At 38.7% G+C, this 17,557-nt stretch carries 18 protein-coding genes; 4 read left to right on the top strand and 14 right to left on the bottom strand.

Annotation, left to right across the window (positions count from 1 at the left end; translation table 11 throughout):
• Positions 1 to 39: 39 nt before the first annotated feature.
• The gene (locus NRL14_RS05980; RefSeq protein WP_306724215.1) at positions 40 to 756 is read left to right on the top strand and encodes an SIMPL domain-containing protein; all 717 of its coding nucleotides are present in this window, start codon (positions 40 to 42) and stop codon (positions 754 to 756) included.
• Here NRL14_RS05980 and NRL14_RS05975 read toward each other — a convergent pair.
• From NRL14_RS05975 to NRL14_RS05940, 8 genes are all read right to left on the bottom strand, one after another.
• On the bottom strand, positions 753 to 1,421 hold the full coding sequence (locus NRL14_RS05975; protein WP_007376530.1) for a hypothetical protein: 669 nt from the start codon (positions 1,419 to 1,421) through the stop codon (positions 753 to 755). The genes NRL14_RS05980 and NRL14_RS05975 overlap by 4 nt on opposite strands.
• Positions 1,422 to 1,510: 89 nt before the next feature.
• Positions 1,511 to 3,346, bottom strand: a complete 1,836-nt coding sequence (locus NRL14_RS05970) for a DUF885 family protein (protein ID WP_306724214.1) — start codon at positions 3,344 to 3,346, stop codon at positions 1,511 to 1,513.
• Positions 3,347 to 3,425: 79 nt separating this feature from the next.
• Entirely contained in the window at positions 3,426 to 4,562 is a 1,137-nt protein-coding gene (gene hemW, locus NRL14_RS05965; protein WP_306724213.1) for a radical SAM family heme chaperone HemW, read from the bottom strand.
• A complete protein-coding gene (gene rdgB / locus NRL14_RS05960) occupies positions 4,559 to 5,158 on the bottom strand; it encodes an RdgB/HAM1 family non-canonical purine NTP pyrophosphatase (protein ID WP_306724212.1) in 600 nt (199 codons plus the stop codon). The genes hemW and rdgB overlap by 4 nt, the downstream gene beginning before the upstream one ends.
• Positions 5,159 to 5,162: 4 nt before the next feature.
• On the bottom strand, positions 5,163 to 5,606 hold the full coding sequence (locus NRL14_RS05955) for a DUF4426 domain-containing protein (RefSeq protein WP_007376526.1): 444 nt from the start codon (positions 5,604 to 5,606) through the stop codon (positions 5,163 to 5,165).
• A 60-nt stretch (positions 5,607 to 5,666) separates the two neighbouring features.
• Positions 5,667 to 6,200: a YggT family protein gene (locus tag NRL14_RS05950; protein ID WP_002962568.1), complete on the bottom strand. Its 534-nt coding sequence runs from the start codon at positions 6,198 to 6,200 to the stop codon at positions 5,667 to 5,669.
• Between the two features lie 27 nt (positions 6,201 to 6,227).
• The gene (proC, locus tag NRL14_RS05945; protein WP_306724211.1) at positions 6,228 to 7,049 is read right to left on the bottom strand and encodes a pyrroline-5-carboxylate reductase; all 822 of its coding nucleotides are present in this window, start codon (positions 7,047 to 7,049) and stop codon (positions 6,228 to 6,230) included.
• Between the two features lie 17 nt (positions 7,050 to 7,066).
• Entirely contained in the window at positions 7,067 to 7,780 is a 714-nt protein-coding gene (locus NRL14_RS05940) for a YggS family pyridoxal phosphate-dependent enzyme (RefSeq protein ID WP_149614638.1), read from the bottom strand.
• A gap of 2 nt (positions 7,781 to 7,782) precedes the next feature.
• Here NRL14_RS05940 and NRL14_RS05935 point away from each other — a divergent pair, with 2 nt between their 5' ends.
• Together NRL14_RS05935 and NRL14_RS05930 are read left to right on the top strand one after the other, a co-directional pair.
• The gene (locus tag NRL14_RS05935; RefSeq protein WP_008136622.1) at positions 7,783 to 8,823 is read left to right on the top strand and encodes a type IV pilus twitching motility protein PilT; all 1,041 of its coding nucleotides are present in this window, start codon (positions 7,783 to 7,785) and stop codon (positions 8,821 to 8,823) included.
• Between the two features lie 9 nt (positions 8,824 to 8,832).
• Positions 8,833 to 9,969 (top strand): PilT/PilU family type 4a pilus ATPase, encoded by a 1,137-nt coding sequence (locus tag NRL14_RS05930; protein ID WP_033040501.1) that lies wholly within the window; start codon positions 8,833 to 8,835, stop codon positions 9,967 to 9,969.
• A gap of 59 nt (positions 9,970 to 10,028) precedes the next feature.
• Here the strand turns inward: NRL14_RS05930 and ruvX are convergent, their stop codons facing one another.
• From ruvX to NRL14_RS05900, 6 genes are all read right to left on the bottom strand, one after another.
• Positions 10,029 to 10,478 carry a Holliday junction resolvase RuvX gene (gene ruvX / locus NRL14_RS05925; protein ID WP_096793772.1) on the bottom strand — a complete coding sequence of 150 codons (450 nt, stop codon included), beginning with the start codon at positions 10,476 to 10,478 and terminating at the stop codon, positions 10,029 to 10,031.
• Positions 10,479 to 10,513: 35 nt separating this feature from the next.
• Positions 10,514 to 11,071: a YqgE/AlgH family protein gene (locus NRL14_RS05920; protein WP_007376520.1), complete on the bottom strand. Its 558-nt coding sequence runs from the start codon at positions 11,069 to 11,071 to the stop codon at positions 10,514 to 10,516.
• A 155-nt stretch (positions 11,072 to 11,226) separates the two neighbouring features.
• On the bottom strand, positions 11,227 to 12,177 hold the full coding sequence (gene gshB / locus NRL14_RS05915; protein WP_306724210.1) for a glutathione synthase: 951 nt from the start codon (positions 12,175 to 12,177) through the stop codon (positions 11,227 to 11,229).
• Positions 12,178 to 12,231: 54 nt separating this feature from the next.
• Entirely contained in the window at positions 12,232 to 12,966 is a 735-nt protein-coding gene (gene rsmE / locus NRL14_RS05910; protein WP_149614640.1) for a 16S rRNA (uracil(1498)-N(3))-methyltransferase, read from the bottom strand.
• A 76-nt stretch (positions 12,967 to 13,042) separates the two neighbouring features.
• The gene (locus NRL14_RS05905) at positions 13,043 to 13,519 is read right to left on the bottom strand and encodes a hypothetical protein (RefSeq protein ID WP_007376517.1); all 477 of its coding nucleotides are present in this window, start codon (positions 13,517 to 13,519) and stop codon (positions 13,043 to 13,045) included.
• A 270-nt stretch (positions 13,520 to 13,789) separates the two neighbouring features.
• The gene (locus NRL14_RS05900) at positions 13,790 to 14,683 is read right to left on the bottom strand and encodes a hypothetical protein (RefSeq protein ID WP_007376516.1); all 894 of its coding nucleotides are present in this window, start codon (positions 14,681 to 14,683) and stop codon (positions 13,790 to 13,792) included.
• Between the two features lie 78 nt (positions 14,684 to 14,761).
• Here NRL14_RS05900 and glnE point away from each other — a divergent pair, with 78 nt between their 5' ends.
• Entirely contained in the window at positions 14,762 to 17,557 is a 2,796-nt protein-coding gene (glnE, locus tag NRL14_RS05895) for a bifunctional [glutamate--ammonia ligase]-adenylyl-L-tyrosine phosphorylase/[glutamate--ammonia-ligase] adenylyltransferase (RefSeq protein ID WP_306724209.1), read from the top strand.

The following is a 17,557-nucleotide window of genomic DNA, read 5'->3' as shown; positions in this document are numbered from 1 at the left end:
TATCGATGCTTATTATTGATATCAATCAAGGAGATTATTGTGAATAAAACCCCCGGTTTTTACATTGTTATAGCGGCTATCTGTTTAAGTATAGGCCTAATTAGCTTAGGGTTTATTTTAAAAAGTACCGCTCTGGGTGTGAAAGGGATGGAACGTACTGTGCAGGTTAAGGGATTGGCCGAGCGAGAAGTAATCGCCGATACGGTAATTTGGCCTCTGCAATTTAGTGATGCCGACAATGATCTTGAAGAATTAGTCAGCCGAGTTGAGAAAAAAAATGATGCGGTAACTGCTTTTTTAAAACTCCATGGTTTTGACGACGATGAAATAACTATAGGCAGCCAGTCAGTTATTGATAAACAATCACGTGAATACAGTAATGAAAATCAAAAGTTTAGATACATAATACGCTCAAATATTATTGTTTATTCAAATGCACCAGATAAAGTACAAAACGCCCTGAGTAAAGTAAACCAGCTTGCTAAACAAAATATCGCAATAGTGCAGGATAGTTACGAAACAAAAGTTGAATACATTTTTACAGGCCTCAATGATGTAAAACCTGCGATGGTGCAAGAAGCAACTGAAAAAGCGCGTGAAGTCGCTAATAAATTTGCTAAAGACTCTAATTCAAAATTAGGCAAAATAAAAACAGCTCGCCAAGGGCAATTTAGTATCAGTAATCGCGATTCAAACACTCCACAAATCAAAAAAATACGCGTTGTTACTAGTGTTGAATATTATTTAGATGACTAAATTGCTCTAATTAAATGCGCCACCTGTGCGGTTGAACGCTGCAAGTAAGCAGCACTAAGTAAAATGCTAGTTTCGTTAAGGCCTGCGCCTTTTAGTGTATTTGCCAGTTGCTGTTTAGCCATTGGGTTTTGTTTTTGCTCTATTTCCATGAGTGCTAATAACGCTGAAAACTCATGTTTAACCGGCGTGCTTGGCTTATTCGCATACGCAATGTAACAAGCTACGGGTGTTAGGCCGCGATCGTTTGGCTGGGCAAGCGCTTTTACTAAATCATCGTTAGATTCAAACAGCATTAAAGAGCGCACATAATTAAAAGGTAATTTTTGATCGTCGGCGTGTTTAAATACATTATGCAGCGCGTTATTGCCCCGCACGTCTTGCGCTAAAAAGCCTTTATTAACTTTAAGTGCTGGGGTAAAAAAGGTTAACGTATCTGTTGTTGTCAATTGGTTTATAAACGCGGCTGGAGGTGCATTGGTAGTTAAAATACGCGTTGCCACATTTTGCATAAAGTCGTATTTAATGCTCATACGCTGAGTGCTTTCATATAAATGATTTAGCTGCAATGTCTGTTGGGCTGGGCTTAACTGTTTAAAGTCGTTATCAAGCTCATCTAGCTGATGCTTTGAAATACGTGCGTTAAGTAGTTGTATGCTTAAATCCATTATTATTTCCAAAGTCTTTTTTGCTACTATAAAACAAAAAAGGTCGCAAATGCGACCTTTCATCTTTAAAGCAATTGTTTAAATTGGTTTTAAGCTTTTTTGCTTGCTACCCATTCATTAACAAAGTTTTCTAGTACATTAAGTGGTACAGGACCATTTTTAAGGACAACGTCGTGGAACTGGCGAATATCAAACTTATCACCCAGTTGCTTTTTAGCGTCTTCACGAAGTTCTAAAATCTTAAGCATACCTACTTTATAAGCCGTTGCTTGTGAAGGCATTACAATGTGACGCTCAACCATTTTAACACCGTCAGATGTTGCATTAGGCGTGTTATTTACGTAGTAATCAATACCTTCTTGGCGAGTCCACTTCATTGCATGAATACCCGTATCAACCACTAGACGACATGCGCGCCACAGCTCCATTGAAAGGCGACCAAAATCTGAGTAAGGGTCTGAGTACATGCCCATTTCTTTAGGAATGAATTCTGAGTATAAACCCCAACCTTCAATATACGCAGTGTAGCCACCAAATTTACGAAACTTAGGCACGCCTTCTAGTTCTTGCGAAATAGCTATTTGCATGTGGTGACCCGGAATACCTTCGTGGTATGCCAGCGCTTCCATTTGATACGTTGGCATAGCTTCCATATCGTAAAGATTCGCGTAGTAAATACCTGGGCGTGAGCCATCAGGAGCAGGCTGTTGGTAAAATGCTTTGCCCGCTGCTTTTTCACGGAATGCTTCAACTGCTTTTACTTTTAAATCAGCTTTTGGTTTAACAATGAATAGCTCATCTAAACGTGTTTTCATTGTATCGATAAGCCCTGTTGCTTCATCAAGGTAGCGTTGTTTACCTTGTGCATCATTAGGGTAGTAAAATTGTTTGTCAGTTTTCATAAACTGCATAAAGGCTTTTAAGTCGCCTTTAAAGCCAACTTTATCTTTAATTTCACGCATTTCATCATGAATACGTGTTACTTCAGACTGGCCAATTGCATGAATTTCTTTAGCCGTTAAATCTGTAGTTGTAGTGCGCTTAAGTGCGTTGTTATAAAACGCTTCGCCATCAGGTAATTTCCATGCGCCATCACGGTTATCTGCACGTTTTTCTAACTGTGCTAGGTAGTTAATTAGCTTAGAGTAAGATGGTTTAACAGCCGATTTTAATGCATCTGATGCATCGCTGATTAACGAGTCTTTCTCGTTTTGGCTAATTTCAAGCACTGCTACTTTACGTTTAAAATCAGCAAGCAATGTAGAATCATCGCCTTTTTCGAATGGGGCACCGTGAATAATGTTTTTACTTGAATCAATAACATGCGGGAACACAAATTTAGGAGCGATAATGCCTTTTTCTGCACGTACATTTAAATCAGTAATAAGCTGATCAATAACCTCAGTAACACCATTTAAACGTGAAATGTAGTCTTTAGCTTCTTTTGCATTACTAATTGAGTGCTGATTAATTAAAAACGCAGGGATCATAGAATGCGTACCAAACATTTGGTTCACAGGGTAATTATGGTAACGCCATTTAAAGTCGGCAATTGAACTTTCAAGATCTTGTTTTTTTAAGTCGTAACTTACTTTTGTTGCATCATCTAATAAATCACGATTAATTGCTTTTAATGCAACTAGGTCAGCTTTTGTTTGTGCTAAATCTTTAAGCTTTCTTTCTTCGCTGCCATCGTCCCACTTATCGTAATCTTGCTTAATACCCATATATGTTTGATATACAGGACTGCTCATTACATCGCGATTAAATGTATCTTCAAAAAATGCATTCGCTTTGTCGATTTCACTTTGTTGTGATTGAACTGCTTGTGCAACAGAGGCTGGAGTTGATTGTTGTGTTGTTTGCTGGCAACCAGCAAGCAGTGCAACGCTTACAGCCGCTGCAATAAAAGTAAGTTTACGCATTGTTTTCCCTTTTGTTGTTAGAAACCCATTAGGGTGTTTTATATTTATTCGCTTTATATTGTCGTGTAGTGCCTTAGCGCTACACGAACAATTCTAGTAGGTCATTTAAAAAGCGATGACCTTTTAAGGTTACCTGCCAATGACTGTCTGTTTGAGTCAATAAACCTTTATTAAGTGCTTGGTTTAGTGCGCTTTGTTGACTTTGCAGTGGCAATGTTGTTAGTTTATTAAAATCATTAATTGGGCAAGGCTCAACAAGGCGAAAGCGATTCATAAAAAATTCAAATGCTAAATCATCTTGCTCTACATGCCAGCTTTTGTACATATATGGTTTAATTAAATCCATATAACCGCGCGGGTGCTTAACCTTTTCGGTGCGCGTTATAAGCCCTGTATTTTCATCAGTAACCTTACCATGTGCGCCGCAGCCAATACCAAGATAATCGCCAAAACGCCAATAATTCAAGTTATGTTGGCATTGATAGCCCGGTTTTGCATAACCCGATATTTCGTATTGTACGTAACCGGCTTGCTTGAGTAATTCTACTCCTTGTTCTTGAATGTCCCACAGTGTTTCGTCTTGTGGCAAGGTAGGGGGTTTTGAAGCAAACTGCGTATTGGGTTCAATAGTTAGTTGATACCAAGATATATGTGGTGGATCGAGCGCTATAATTTGCTTTAAATCACTCAGTGCATCGTCAAGTGTTTGCCCTGGTAAGCCGTGCATTAAATCAAGGTTAAAGCTATTTAAACCGGCTTCTTTAGCCTGCTGCGCAGCATAATTAGCCTCGTCGCTGCCATGAATCCGACCAAGTGTTTTTAACTTGTCGTTTTGCATGCTTTGTACACCAATAGAAATACGGTTAATGCCTGCTTTTACGTAATCTTTAAAGCGACCTGTTTCTACTGTACCAGGGTTGGCTTCAAGGGTAATTTCGCAGTGTTCTTCAAGCCCAATTAGGTTGTCGACTTCATTTAATAATCGGGTATAAGCTGCACCAGTTAATAAGCTTGGCGTGCCGCCACCAATAAAAATACTGTGAATTTTACGCCCTTGTACTAAGTGCAAATCAGCTTTTAAGTCATCAATTAAGTGTTGAACATATTCAGCTTCAGGTATTTCACCTTTTTGTCCGTGGCTATTAAAATCGCAGTACGGGCATTTTTGCACGCACCAAGGCACATGCACATATAAGCTCAGTGGTGGAAGGTTCACAGGCCGCCTTTTTGCTGTAGTTCTAGTAATAATTTTTGCAGCGCTTGCCCGCGATGACTCACTGCATTTTTTTGCTCTTTTGTAAGCTCAGCACTGGTGCAATTTTGTTCTGCTACAAAAAACACTGGATCGTAACCAAATCCACCGTTGCCATTTTGAGTGAGCGTAATTTCGCCCTCCCAACTAGCACTACAAATAAGCGGAGTCGGGTCGTCTGCGTGGCGCATTAACACCAGTACACACCAAAAACGTGCACTTCGGATAGGATTATTACCTAAATCAACGAGTAACTTATCAATGTTATCTTGATCGCTGGCACCTGTGCCTGCAAAGCGAGCAGAATACACACCGGGCGCACCATTTAAGCCATCAACTTCTAAACCGGAGTCATCGGCAATAGCTGGCATGCCGGTAATTTTAGCGGCATGGCGCGCTTTAATAATAGCATTTTCAACAAAGGTAGTACCGGTTTCGGCAACTTCACCTACGTTAAAGTCGCTCTGTGGAACTACATTAATATTCAGAGAGCTTAGCATGTTAGCTAGCTCTTTTACTTTGCCAAGGTTACCTGTAGCAAGTACTAAAGTTTTGGTCATGTTATTAATCTACGTAAAATTTTTGCTGAAACTGTAATTTTTGAAATTGATTACTTTGCTGTATTTCAATCTCAAAGCGTAAAATCTCTTCGTTGGTGTAATCAACTTGGGCAAGGTAATAAATTGAATCACCTTCTTTTACTTCTTTAAAAGTAAGCGTTTGTTTGTTGCCAAGTAGGTTTCTAGCTGTGCCAGTAAGCTTTGCTGTTTGGGCTGTATTTTCGGCATCATTTTTTAAAACAGAAATATTCACAATGCCTTTGTATCCGCTTCGCTCAAGGCCATACGCTTTTGCTATTTTTGGCTGAATAAAAGTAGAAGGAAAAGCAATGTAATGCACTTGCCATGGGCCAAGCTCTTTGTATTGTGCGCCTTGCATTTCTTCGCTTTGCGCGTTAAATGCAAATGCTAAACAAGCAATAAAACAAAACTTAATTAAACGGTTCATTATGTATTCCTCAAAACATATAAAAAAGAGGCCTTTGGGCCTCTAATTAAAAAATCCATATTAGACTAAAAAATCCATAAGCAGCATTTGCAAAAACTGAATACCAATAATAAGTACTAAAACTGATAAATCTAAGCCACCCATTGATGGCAATATTTTACGAATTGGTTTTAGCATTGGTTCAGTAAGCTGATGGAAAACCGCTTCTATAGGGTTATAACCTTGGCTAACCCAACTTAAAATAGCGCGAATAATAAGTACCCAAAATACTAAATTAAGGCCTTCTTTTAGTACCGTTATAAGTGCTTGAATAAGTACAGGCTGTATTGCCCACGCATTATATATAACAAGCATTAAAGTACTTATTTTGGCTACAGCGACTATAAATGCCAGCAACAGAGAAGCTAAATCAAGCCCACCAAATCCAGGAATGATTTTACGCAGTGGTTTTACTGCAAACGAAGTGGCTTTAACCACAAACTGGCTCATTGGGTTGTAAAAGTCGGCTTTTGCCCACTGCAGCCAAAAGCGCAGTAATACCACCATTAAAAACAAATCAAACAAGGTACTGATTAAAAATTGCATGGCATTCATAGTGTAACCTTCAATAAAAAAGTAGTTTTAAAGTTCTTTTTCCATTTGCTCTGCACGCGCAATACACGCATCCATTGCATCGCCAACGGTTTTAGTTAAGCCTTCATCTTTTAAGTGCTCAACAGCTGCGTGAGTAGTACCGCCTTTAGATGTTACGTTTGAACGTAGTTGCGAAATACTAATATCAGGCTGGCTAAGTGCCATTTCGGCGGCGCCAAGGGCTGTTTGTTGCACTAAACGACGAGCGTCTTCGTCGTTAAAGCCCAGTGCTTTGGCTTTTTCTTCAATGGCTTCCATAAACAAGAAAAAGTAAGCAGGTGATGAGCCGGTCACAGCAATAATATCGTTTATTTGTGACTCTTCTTCAACCCATACCACAATGCCAGTGCATTCAAAAACTTGTTGTACAAATTCGTGTTCGCTTTGTGTTTCGCCCGCACCATATAAACCTGATACTCCGCGACCTAATAAAGACGGTGTATTTGGCATGCAACGTACCATTTTAACGTCTTTACCTAGCATTTCGCGCAAACGTTTTACGGTTAAGCCCGCAGCAACAGAAATAAACAGTTTATTGCTAAAGTCTATGCCTGACTCTTGAAACGATTTACATAAATCGCCCATCATTTGTGGTTTAACAGACAAAACAATTACATCAGCATCGCGCAGGGCTTCGTTATTGTCACTGGTGGTTTGCACCTTGAAATCAAATGCTACCTTTGCAAGCTTTTCTTGGTTGCGGTTAGTTGCAATAATATTACTTGCGTTAAAACCGTTTTTTACCATGCCACCAATAATGGCGTAACTCATATTACCTGTGCCTATAAATGCGATTTTTTTATTTGACATAAATCTGTTATCACCTTTTAAGTTCGTGTTCCAAAAATGTCTGTGCCGATCCTCACCATGGTTGAACCCGCACTAATGGCAGCTTCAACATCGTTACTCATACCCATCGACAAAGTATCTACTTGAGGATATTGGGTCTTTAGTTTATCAAAGCAAGTTTGCAATTGCTCAAAAGATTGAATTTGTGTATCCAGTTTGTCGCTTTTAGCAGGAATTGCCATTAAACCTCGAAGTGTTAGGTGCTCACATTGGTTTATATAATCGGCAAGTTCATCTATTTCATCGCGGTGGCAACCTGACTTTGCTTCCTCATTACTTATATTTACTTGAATAAGTACATTTAGAGGCGCTTTATCGCCTGGGCGCTGGGAGTTTAATCGTTTCGCTATCTTTAGGCGATCAACGCTTTGCACCCAGTCAAAATTGGCAGCCACTAAGGCACTTTTATTGGATTGAATAGGGCCAATGAAATGCCAAATGATGTCGCTATATGACTGTAGTTGAGCTATTTTATCTATAGCCTCTTGAACATAAGATTCACCAAATTCGCGCTGGCCGTGTTTGTAAGCTGCAATTATATCTTCGCTTGGTTTCGTTTTAGACACTGCCAGCAAGGTTATTTCGTTGTTATTTCGCTGTGCATTTTTTGCAGCCATTGCAATTCTAGCGTAGGCGGATGTGAGTCGTTCTGCTATTGTAACCATATATTTATCAGTTAGTTGTGGAGTCATAAATGGATATTACCGAATTATTAGCGTTTAGTGTGCAACATAAAGCATCCGATTTACACCTATCGTCGGGTGTTTCACCTATGATACGCGTAGACGGTGATGTTCGTCGCATTAATATACCTGCATTAGAAGATAAAGACGTAAACAGTCTGGTTTACGATATTATGAACGATAATCAACGCAAGGACTACGAACAAAACCTCGAAGTGGATTTTTCGTTTGAAGTACCTAATTTAGCACGCTTTCGTGTGAATGCGTTTAATTCTAATCGCGGACCAGCAGCAGTGTTTCGTACCATACCAAGTGAAGTGTTAACGCTTGATGATTTAGGTGCGCCAGAAATTTTTAAAAAGATATCTGATACTCCACGAGGACTAGTTCTGGTTACAGGGCCTACGGGCTCGGGTAAATCAACGACACTTGCCGCGATGGTTGATTATATAAATCAAAATAAACATCATCATATTTTAACAATTGAAGATCCAATTGAATTTGTTCACGATAATAAATTAAGTCTAATTAACCAGCGAGAAGTGCATCGCGATACACATAGTTTCTCAAATGCGCTACGTAGTGCTCTGCGTGAAGACCCTGATGTGATATTAGTCGGTGAGCTACGTGATTTAGAAACAATTCGTCTTGCAATGACCGCAGCCGAAACCGGGCACTTGGTATTTGGTACGCTACATACCACTTCAGCACCAAAAACGATTGACCGTATTATCGATGTATTTCCTGGTGAAGAAAAAGCAATGATCCGTTCAATGTTGTCTGAATCATTACGCGCAGTAATTTCACAAACATTACTTAAAAAAGTGGGTGGTGGGCGAGTTGCTGCACATGAAATTATGATTGCAGTGCCTGCTATTCGTAACTTAATTCGTGAAGATAAAGTAGCGCAAATGTATTCATCTATCCAAACTGGCGCATCCGTGGGTATGCAAACAATGGATCAGTGTTTAACAAACTTAGTTAATCACGGTATTGTTAGTAACGTTGCAGCTAAAGAAAAAGCACAAGACAAAACACAATTTGGCGGTTAAGGAACTATTATGACGTTATCTTTAAATCATTTTTTACTGTTAATGATTGAGAAAAAAGGATCTGATTTATTTGTATCAAGTAGGTTACCTGTAAGCGCTAAAATAAATGGCGAACTTATCCACTTAGGTGATGAAAAGTTAACTGATGAAGAAGCGCTCGAGCTTGTTGAGTCTGCTATGAGCGAAAAGCAAAAAGCGGAGTATCACGCAACTAAAGAATGCAACTTTGCGATTGCAACTGATGAAGGGCGTTTTCGTATTTCTGCCTTTTGGCAGCGTGATAGAGCCGGTATGGTTATTCGTCGAATAGTTACGCAAATACCTGATGTAGAAGAGTTAGGTCTGCCTTCTACGCTCACGGATGTAATTATGTCTAAGCGTGGGCTTGTGTTATTTGTGGGTGGTACAGGGACTGGTAAATCAACGTCTTTAGCGGCGCTTATTGGTTATAGAAATCGTCATCAACGTGGTCACATTTTAACAATTGAAGATCCTATTGAGTTTGTTCACGAACATCGTAAAAGTATTATTACTCAGCGCGAAGTAGGGCTTGATACAGAAAGTTTTGAATCAGCACTCAAAAGCTCATTGCGCCAAGCACCCGATGTAATTTTGATTGGTGAAATACGCTCACAAGAAACCATGGAATATGCACTTAGCTTTGCTGAAACAGGTCATTTATGTGTTGCTACACTACACGCTAATAATGCTAACCAAGCTATTGATCGAATAATGCATTTAGTACCTAAAGAAAAGCACGATAAGCTTAAATACGATTTAGCGCTAAATTTGCGCGCTATTATTGCTCAACAGTTATTACCTACTTCTGATGGTGAAGGTCGTGTTGCAGCAATCGAAATACTACTTAACTCGCCGATGATTGCAGAGCTCATTAAAAATGGTGATATTGGTGGTATTAAAGAGGCGATGGCAAAATCGAAAGAAATGGGCATGCAAACTTTTGATCAAGCATTATTTGAACTTTATAAACAACAATCAATTAACTATGCTGATGCGCTGCACCATGCTGACTCGCCGAATGATTTACGTTTGATGATTAAACTACGTAATAATGAACAACAAGGAGCTGGTTTTTTACAAGGTGTAACGATAGATGGTTTAGATGGAAAAGACAGTAATTACTAAATGCTAAATGAAAAATATAAAAGCGCCAAGTTGGCGCTTTTATATTTTATACGGCCTTATTATTCACCGTAACTAGATTCAAAAAAACTTTCTAAAATAATAACCGCAGACATATTATCTACATTACCTTTACCCAAGTTTTTATAGCCGCCTTGCTCGAATAAACGAGCTTTAGCATCGGCTGTTGTTAAGCGCTCGTCTTGCGTTTGCACAGGAATGCCGTAATGGTTATGCAGCCTGTTAGCAAACTTTTTAGCTTTAAAAGTTACTTCTTGTGAAGTCCCATCCATATTTAGCGGCAAACCAACAACCATTAAGTCGGGCTGCCACTGCGACACTTGTACTGCAATATGATCCCAATTTGGAATACCATCTTGCGCTTTTACAGCCTTTAGGCTCGATGCACTACCAGTGAGCTCTTGACCAATAGCAATGCCAATACTTTTGGTGCCAAAGTCAAAGCCCATTACGGTTCGCTCGCCTTGCGGTTTAAGCGTTTTTTTTGTCATGTTTGTCTTGTTTAAGTTTTAAATAATTAAAATTACTATGCGTGACCGGCTTCAGGGCTTAGTTGGCTTATATCAAAGCCCAGCATTGAAACCGCTTTTTCCCATCGTTTTTCAACGGGCGTATTAAAAATGATCTTCGGATCAGCTTCTATAATTAACCAACTATTATCAAGCAGTTCTTGCTCTAGTTGACCTTGCTCCCACCCTGAATAACCTAAGGTAATGATAAACTGCTCGGGTGCTTGTGCGGTTGTTAAACTTGCGAGTACATCTTTAGATGTAGTGATCATAATGTCACTACTGAGCTTTTGACTTGAGGTGTAACCCAGTTTTGGAGAATGCAGTACAAAGCCTCGATCGGTTTTAACCGGGCCACCTGCATATACAGCTACTTGTGCAGCTTGCTGGGTTTTATCATTATCTATTTCTATTTTGTCCAGTAGTTCGCCAACGGTAACATTAATAGGTTGGTTGATCACCAATCCCATAGCCCCATCTTCATTGTGCTCACAAATATAGGTAACGGCACGTTTAAAAAAAGGGTCTTGCATCGACGGCATCGCGATTAAAAAATGATTTTCTAATGACTGCATAGATTTCACCCTTTTAAGTTAGTGGACTTTGAGTATGGCATATACCTATGTTTTTAAAACTAAATAAGCTTATGTATATCATTAAAAATTAATGCAGCAGTGACTGCATTAATTTTTAATGCGAAAAAAGCTATAAGTAACGATTGGGTATGTGCTTATTTACCTAGTTTTTTCTCAATTGCGTCAAATAAAATACCCGTAATTGAAATATCATAAGCAGCTTCAATTTCGCGCACGCACGTTGGTGCAGTGACGTTAATTTCAGTTAATTTATCGCCAATAATATCTAAGCCTACAAAAATTAAGCCTTTTTCTTTAAGCGTTGGTGCAACAGCTTGCGCTATTTTTAAATCTGATTCGCTAAGAGGACGCGCTTCGCCTCGACCGCCTACAGCTAAGTTACCGCGTGTTTCACCATTTTGTGGAATGCGCGCTAAACAATACGGAATGACTTCGCCATCAATAACCAATACGCGCTTGTCGCCTTGTTTGATCTCAGGAATATAATTTTGCACCATAGCAAAGCGACTGCCGTGTTCGGTTAATGTTTCACAAATTACACCAATATTAGCGTCGTCTTCTCTAATGCGGAAAATAGATGCGCCACCCATGCCATCAAGTGGTTTTAAAATAATGTCTTTATGCTCGGCTAAAAACTCACGAATTTGTTTTTGACTACGTGTAACCAGGGTATCTGGCGTATGTTCGCTAAACCATGCTGTAAATAGCTTTTCATTAGCATCGCGAAGGCTTTGTGGCTTGTTAATTATTAACGTACCTTCTTGTTCTGCACGCTCTAAAATATACGTCGCGTAAATGTATTCAGTATCAAAAGGAGGGTCTTTACGCATTAAAATTACATCAAGGTCGGCAAGGGCTATAGTGGTTTTTTCTTCAAGCTCGTACCATTTTTCTGCATTGTTGAATACTTGCGCTTTAGACGCCGTAGCGTAAGATTTACCTTTACGAAGAGATAAATCATCCATCTCCATATAATAAATTTCGTAGCCGCGTTCTTGCGCTTGCATCATCATTGCAAAACCGGTGTCTTTTTTGATGTTAAATCCACTAATAGGATCTGAAATAATACCTAACTTAATTGCCATGCGCTGTGCCTTACTATAAATGTTACTGTTTATATGAGGGTGCTTTTAGTTATTTCAATTAGCTAAATCGCCAAATTGAAGCTGTAATGCACTTAAGACCGTTAAAGCGGCCGTTTCCGTTCGTAAAACACGCGGGCCTAAACGAATATCTACAAAATCTAGTTGCTTAGTTAGTGCGATTTCATCATCGGTAAAACCACCTTCAGGACCGACTAAAAAGCGCACGCCATCTTTAGGTACTGTAATGGTTTTAATGCTGTGCTCAGCACGAGGGTGGAGTGTGAGCTTAATTGCATTGGTTTGTTGTGCAAGCCATTGTTTTAAATCAATCGGTGGATTAATGATTGGTATAAAGTTACGTCCTGACTGCTCAGCTGCTGCAATTGCGATTTTTTGCCATTGTTGGTGTTTTTTCTCAAGGCGATCACCCATTAGTTTTACGCCACAGCGCTGACTAAAAATAGGCGTAATTTCGGTAATCCCTAGTTCAACTGATTTTTGAATCGTAAAATCCATTTTATCGCCACGTGAAACACACTGACCTAAATGAATTTTTAAGGGGGATTCAACATCATGAGCATTAAATTCATATGGCATTACTACAACTGTTTTTTTAGTTACTTCAATTATTTCACTAAGGTATTCGCCGCCTTCGCCATTAAAAATAGACACATTTTCGCCTACTTTCATACGAAGTACACGGCCAACGTGGCCTGCAGCGTCTTCATCTAACGAAACGGGGGTATTTAAGATAATGTTAGATTTTTGATAAATATGAGGAACTCGCATGTAATGTCACTTATAGGTTAGCGCATAAAAGTTATATACCGCTATGGTAAGTAAGCTGTGAGCTTGGTGCAATTATTTATTTTCTATTAAGTTGTTCTGTTAACTCAACTAGGTTCAAAGGAGTTTCCGCTATATCGGTGTGGCAAGATAGATGATTTGAGTGACTTTGGTCTGTTAGTGGGCAAAAGTTAAAACCATTTTCATCTTGGCTAACTAAAATGCGATTTTTATGCAAAGAGTTATAGATAAATCGCTGTGCATCATCGGCCAGTAAGTAGTCGACTTTATTTAGTAAAATACCTTCGATACTGTGATGCTCATGCAAGTAGCTGGCAAGTTCAGAAACGCTTATTTCGTTTTCAAAATCGCAATAGCAATAGTCTTTTATAAGCTCATCAAACATCATTTTTACTAATTGGCGCATATTAGAACCCGCGATGACTAAGGGGCTCGATGTATTTCGTCGTTCACTATTAAAATAATGCTCAGCAAATGATCGGCTAAACTCTTTATCTATGTCTATTAATAAATAGTTAGTCACTTGGAATGGCATAAGTCCCCATCGTATTTAGGTCAGTGTATACAAACTTAATTAAAAGTAGATCGTTTATAGCTGTTTAATTTAAAGAACTCACTGAAAAATAACTTGAGCCAAAAATAGCCAAATTATCTTACACAGCTGAATTCAACATTAACGATGTTGAATTCACGTGCAGTAAGCCCACTATTGATGTGTAAATTCACCTTATTTTTCCTAGCGCTAAATAAATTTTAATATCATAGCAATTTAATACGCCGGTCAACCTTTTCAGTCAAAGGGAGGCTAAATAGAAAACATGCTAATTAGCAAGTAGCCAATAGCACAAAAAACAGCAAATTCAATACAAGCAATCCCTATGTTATCTTGATGATCAACCTCAAGCGCTGTATCAATATTAGGTAAGGATATAACTTTTATTACAAAAGTAAGCGCATACAGTAATATCCACATTACACCGCAGTGCATGACGAGAGTGAATAAATTTTCTACCATTTTACCATTTTGAAATTCAGCACTGGATAAACCGGCATACACAGCGAGTGCTAAACCAATCGACTTACCAGCATAGCGTATCCCTATCGAGGTGTTCTCTAAATTAAAGTTGCTCTGTAATGAAGCTCCTTGATTCGCTTTTGCAAAGCGGTACTCGCGGATTTTACTATCAAAAGCGAACATACCTTGCAGGACAAAAAAACTAACAAAAGCAATTAGCAAGTTACTTAGACCTTGTGTATGGGTCCACGTATAAAGTCCTAAAGTCATAATGCAGTTAGCGATTAACATACCTGAATCGACTAATGCAGCACATACGTTTTGTTTTAATATAGCGGCTTCTTCATTAAAACGATGGAGGATCCATTTTCGGTGAATTAAGTGTCCCGCTTTGATAAAAATAAACAGTAGAATAATTAATACAATCACTTTTAAAGGGTTGGATTGCGCAGTACTTACGCTAATTTCATCAAACAAAAAAGCCATAGTTGCAATAACAACTGATATTTCAGAGGCAAAACTAATCCCCATTGCAAAGTTATCGTGCTGCGCAAGTTCATCTTTAAGCGCTTGTTTTGCTTTAATTTGAGTTACGACTCGTAGGCAAAATATAGTTATGCAAATAACCGCAAAACTAATAGCAATCGCAACAAAACTAGTGTTAGATAATGACAAATAAGACATGGTATTCCTAAGTAGAGTTAACCTTTCTAGGTTTTAATCATTCTAGTACGGTTACTGATGATATAAAAGAGAGTATTGATGAGTAACGTAAAGCAACTTCCTATTCAATTACAAAAACTTGGCTTAATGCGCTTTGAGCAGTTGTACCCAGAGCAAAATAAAGAGCCCGTTATTGTAAAGTTACTCGGATTAAGTGACTTTGCGTGGCGTAGCTTAAGATCCCAGCCAGACTTAAAAGAGTGGCTGACATGCAAAGACAAAATACAAAGCCGAATTATTAACTCTCCTTTTGAAAATAGAAATTTAGCTGAGATAGATGAAAATGAATGCCATAAGATACTTCGTCAGTTTCGAGAGAAGTACTGGCTTAAGGTCGCATTTTTAGATCTATGCTGTAATCACCCAATTGCTGATAGCATAAAATACATTAGCCAGCTTGCTGATATGTTGATAGAAAGTGCGAATCAATGGGCGCATACGCACGTTGCTAAAATTAATGGCGAACCTTTAGATGAGGGTAACCGAGCAATGCCATTAATGGTACTTGGTATGGGTAAGCTAGGGGGGCAAGAACTGAATTACTCATCAGACATAGATCTTATTTTTGCTTATCCCCGCAGTGTTAAAACACAAGGTGGACGTCGAAACTTAGAGGCGCAAATATTTTATACAAAGGTGGCACAAAAGCTAATTGCAGCGCTAAATCAAACGACCGGTGACGGGCAAGTATTTAGGGTTGATATGCGACTTCGCCCGTTTGGTGAAAGTGGCCCACTTGTTATGAGCTTTAACGCAATTGAAGACTATTACCAAGAGCAAGGACGAGATTGGGAACGTTATGCCATGTTAAAAGGGCGTTTAATTGGCACACCTAATCAGTATTGGGATGAATTTAATCAGCTTTTAAAGCCATTTGTATATCGTCGCTATATTGATTTCTCAGTGATTGAATCACTACGAAAAATGAAGTTAATGATTGCCCAAGAAGTGCGGCGAAAAGGTTTAACTAATAATATCAAACTAGGTGGTGGTGGTATTCGAGAGGTTGAGTTTATTGTTCAAGCGTTGCAAATGGTAAGAGGTGGACGAGAAGCTAACTTACAAACGCAATCATTACTTAAAGCGTTAAAGGAGTTAACGGTTAACCAAGTTATTAATGAGCTTGAAGCGCAAGGTCTTGAGAATAATTATCTTTATTTACGTAAAGTTGAACAGTACTTGCAAATATTCGACGACCAGCAAACACAAACATTGCCGGATGATGAGTTAAACCAGCAACGCCTAAATACTTTATTAGAACAGGATGATTTTGGCGCAACATTGGTTGAAATAGATCACGTCATGCAGCAAATACATAACGAATTTACACAGGTGATTGGTGAAGAAACTGAGCCTTTAGATACAAGTGAAGGGGCATTTGTGAGTGCATGGGATCATGGTGATATTAGTTTTTTAAATGAGCCAAAAGATGATTGGCAATTACCATTAAAAGATTTTAAACAACGTATATCAAAGGCAAAAATAGGTAATCGGGGGCGCGATATTCTCGATAAATTAATGCCAGCTTTACTAAAACAGTTAAATAATTTTAACGCCAGTGGTGCAGCATTTTCTATGGTTTGCCAAATACTAAATAAAATTATTTCGCGTACTGCGTACTTGGAATTATTATACGAAAACCCAGGAACATTAAAGCAGCTGGTACTATTGTGTTGCCATAGCAAATGGATAGGAGAATATATATCTCGCTATCCTATCTTACTTGACGAGCTTATTGATCCTGCAGTTTTGTATAAGCCGACCCCTTTAACTGCTTATAAATATGAAATAAGGCAATATTTCTTACGCATTGAACATGATGATTTAGAACTACAAATGGAATCTCTAAGGCAGTTCAAACAAACACATCAATTACGTATCGCAGCAGCTGATGCTACTGGAGTAATTGATGTTATGAAAGTAAGCGATCACTTAACAGCACTGGCCGAAGCAATTGTTGATCAAGCTGTTAATATTGCATGGCATAATACGGTTAAGCGTTTTGGCATGCCGCCTGGCACTGACGATGAAAATAAAGGGTTTGCCGTAATTGCTTACGGTAAAACAGGGGGATTTGAAGTGGGTTACGATTCAGATCTTGATTTAGTTTTTGTACATAACCACGACGGTTCTAGTCAAACTGATGGCGATAAGCCAATTGATTCAAGGCAGTTTTATCTAAAACTCGCACAACGCCTAATGCATTTATTTAATACACGTACCGCATCGGGGATTTTATATGAGCTTGATACACGCTTACGACCTGAAGGTGCATCAGGGTTGCTAGCGATCAACCTTGAAAGCTTTAATCATTATCAGCAAACTCAAGCATGGACGTGGGAACATCAAGCACTTGTTCGTGCTCGCTTAATTTTAGGTCAAGATGAGCTAGTTGAACGCTTTCTAGAAATTAGAAAAAATATACTGAGTCAACAACGCGATGCTACAACACTAAAAGATGATGTTATAAAAATGCGTGAAAAAATGCGTGATCATCTAGCAAAAGGAAATACTGATCAATTTGACTTAAAGCAAGATATTGGTGGTATGGCTGATATTGAATTTATTACGCAATATATAGTGCTCAAATATGCCTATAAATTTGAAAAGCTAATAGTTTATTCTGACAACGTAAGAATTTTAACTGAGGCTGCTAAAATTGGTTGTATTACTGAAGAGCAAAAGCAGCAGTTGGTCAAAGCGTATATTGATTATCGTTCTTGCTACCATGTACTGAGCTTAGATCAGCAAGGTAAATTAGTATCACGAGAAGCATTCCAGAATGATATTACTCATGTAACACATATTTGGAATAGCATTTTTGCGTTAAGTTAA

The sequence above is a fragment of the Pseudoalteromonas sp. 20-92 genome, assembly GCF_030847595.1.
In the GTDB taxonomy this organism is placed as follows: domain Bacteria; phylum Pseudomonadota; class Gammaproteobacteria; order Enterobacterales; family Alteromonadaceae; genus Pseudoalteromonas; species Pseudoalteromonas fuliginea.
The sequence above is the reverse complement of the archived record's forward strand: the minus strand, read 5'-3'. Positions and strand labels throughout refer to the sequence as shown.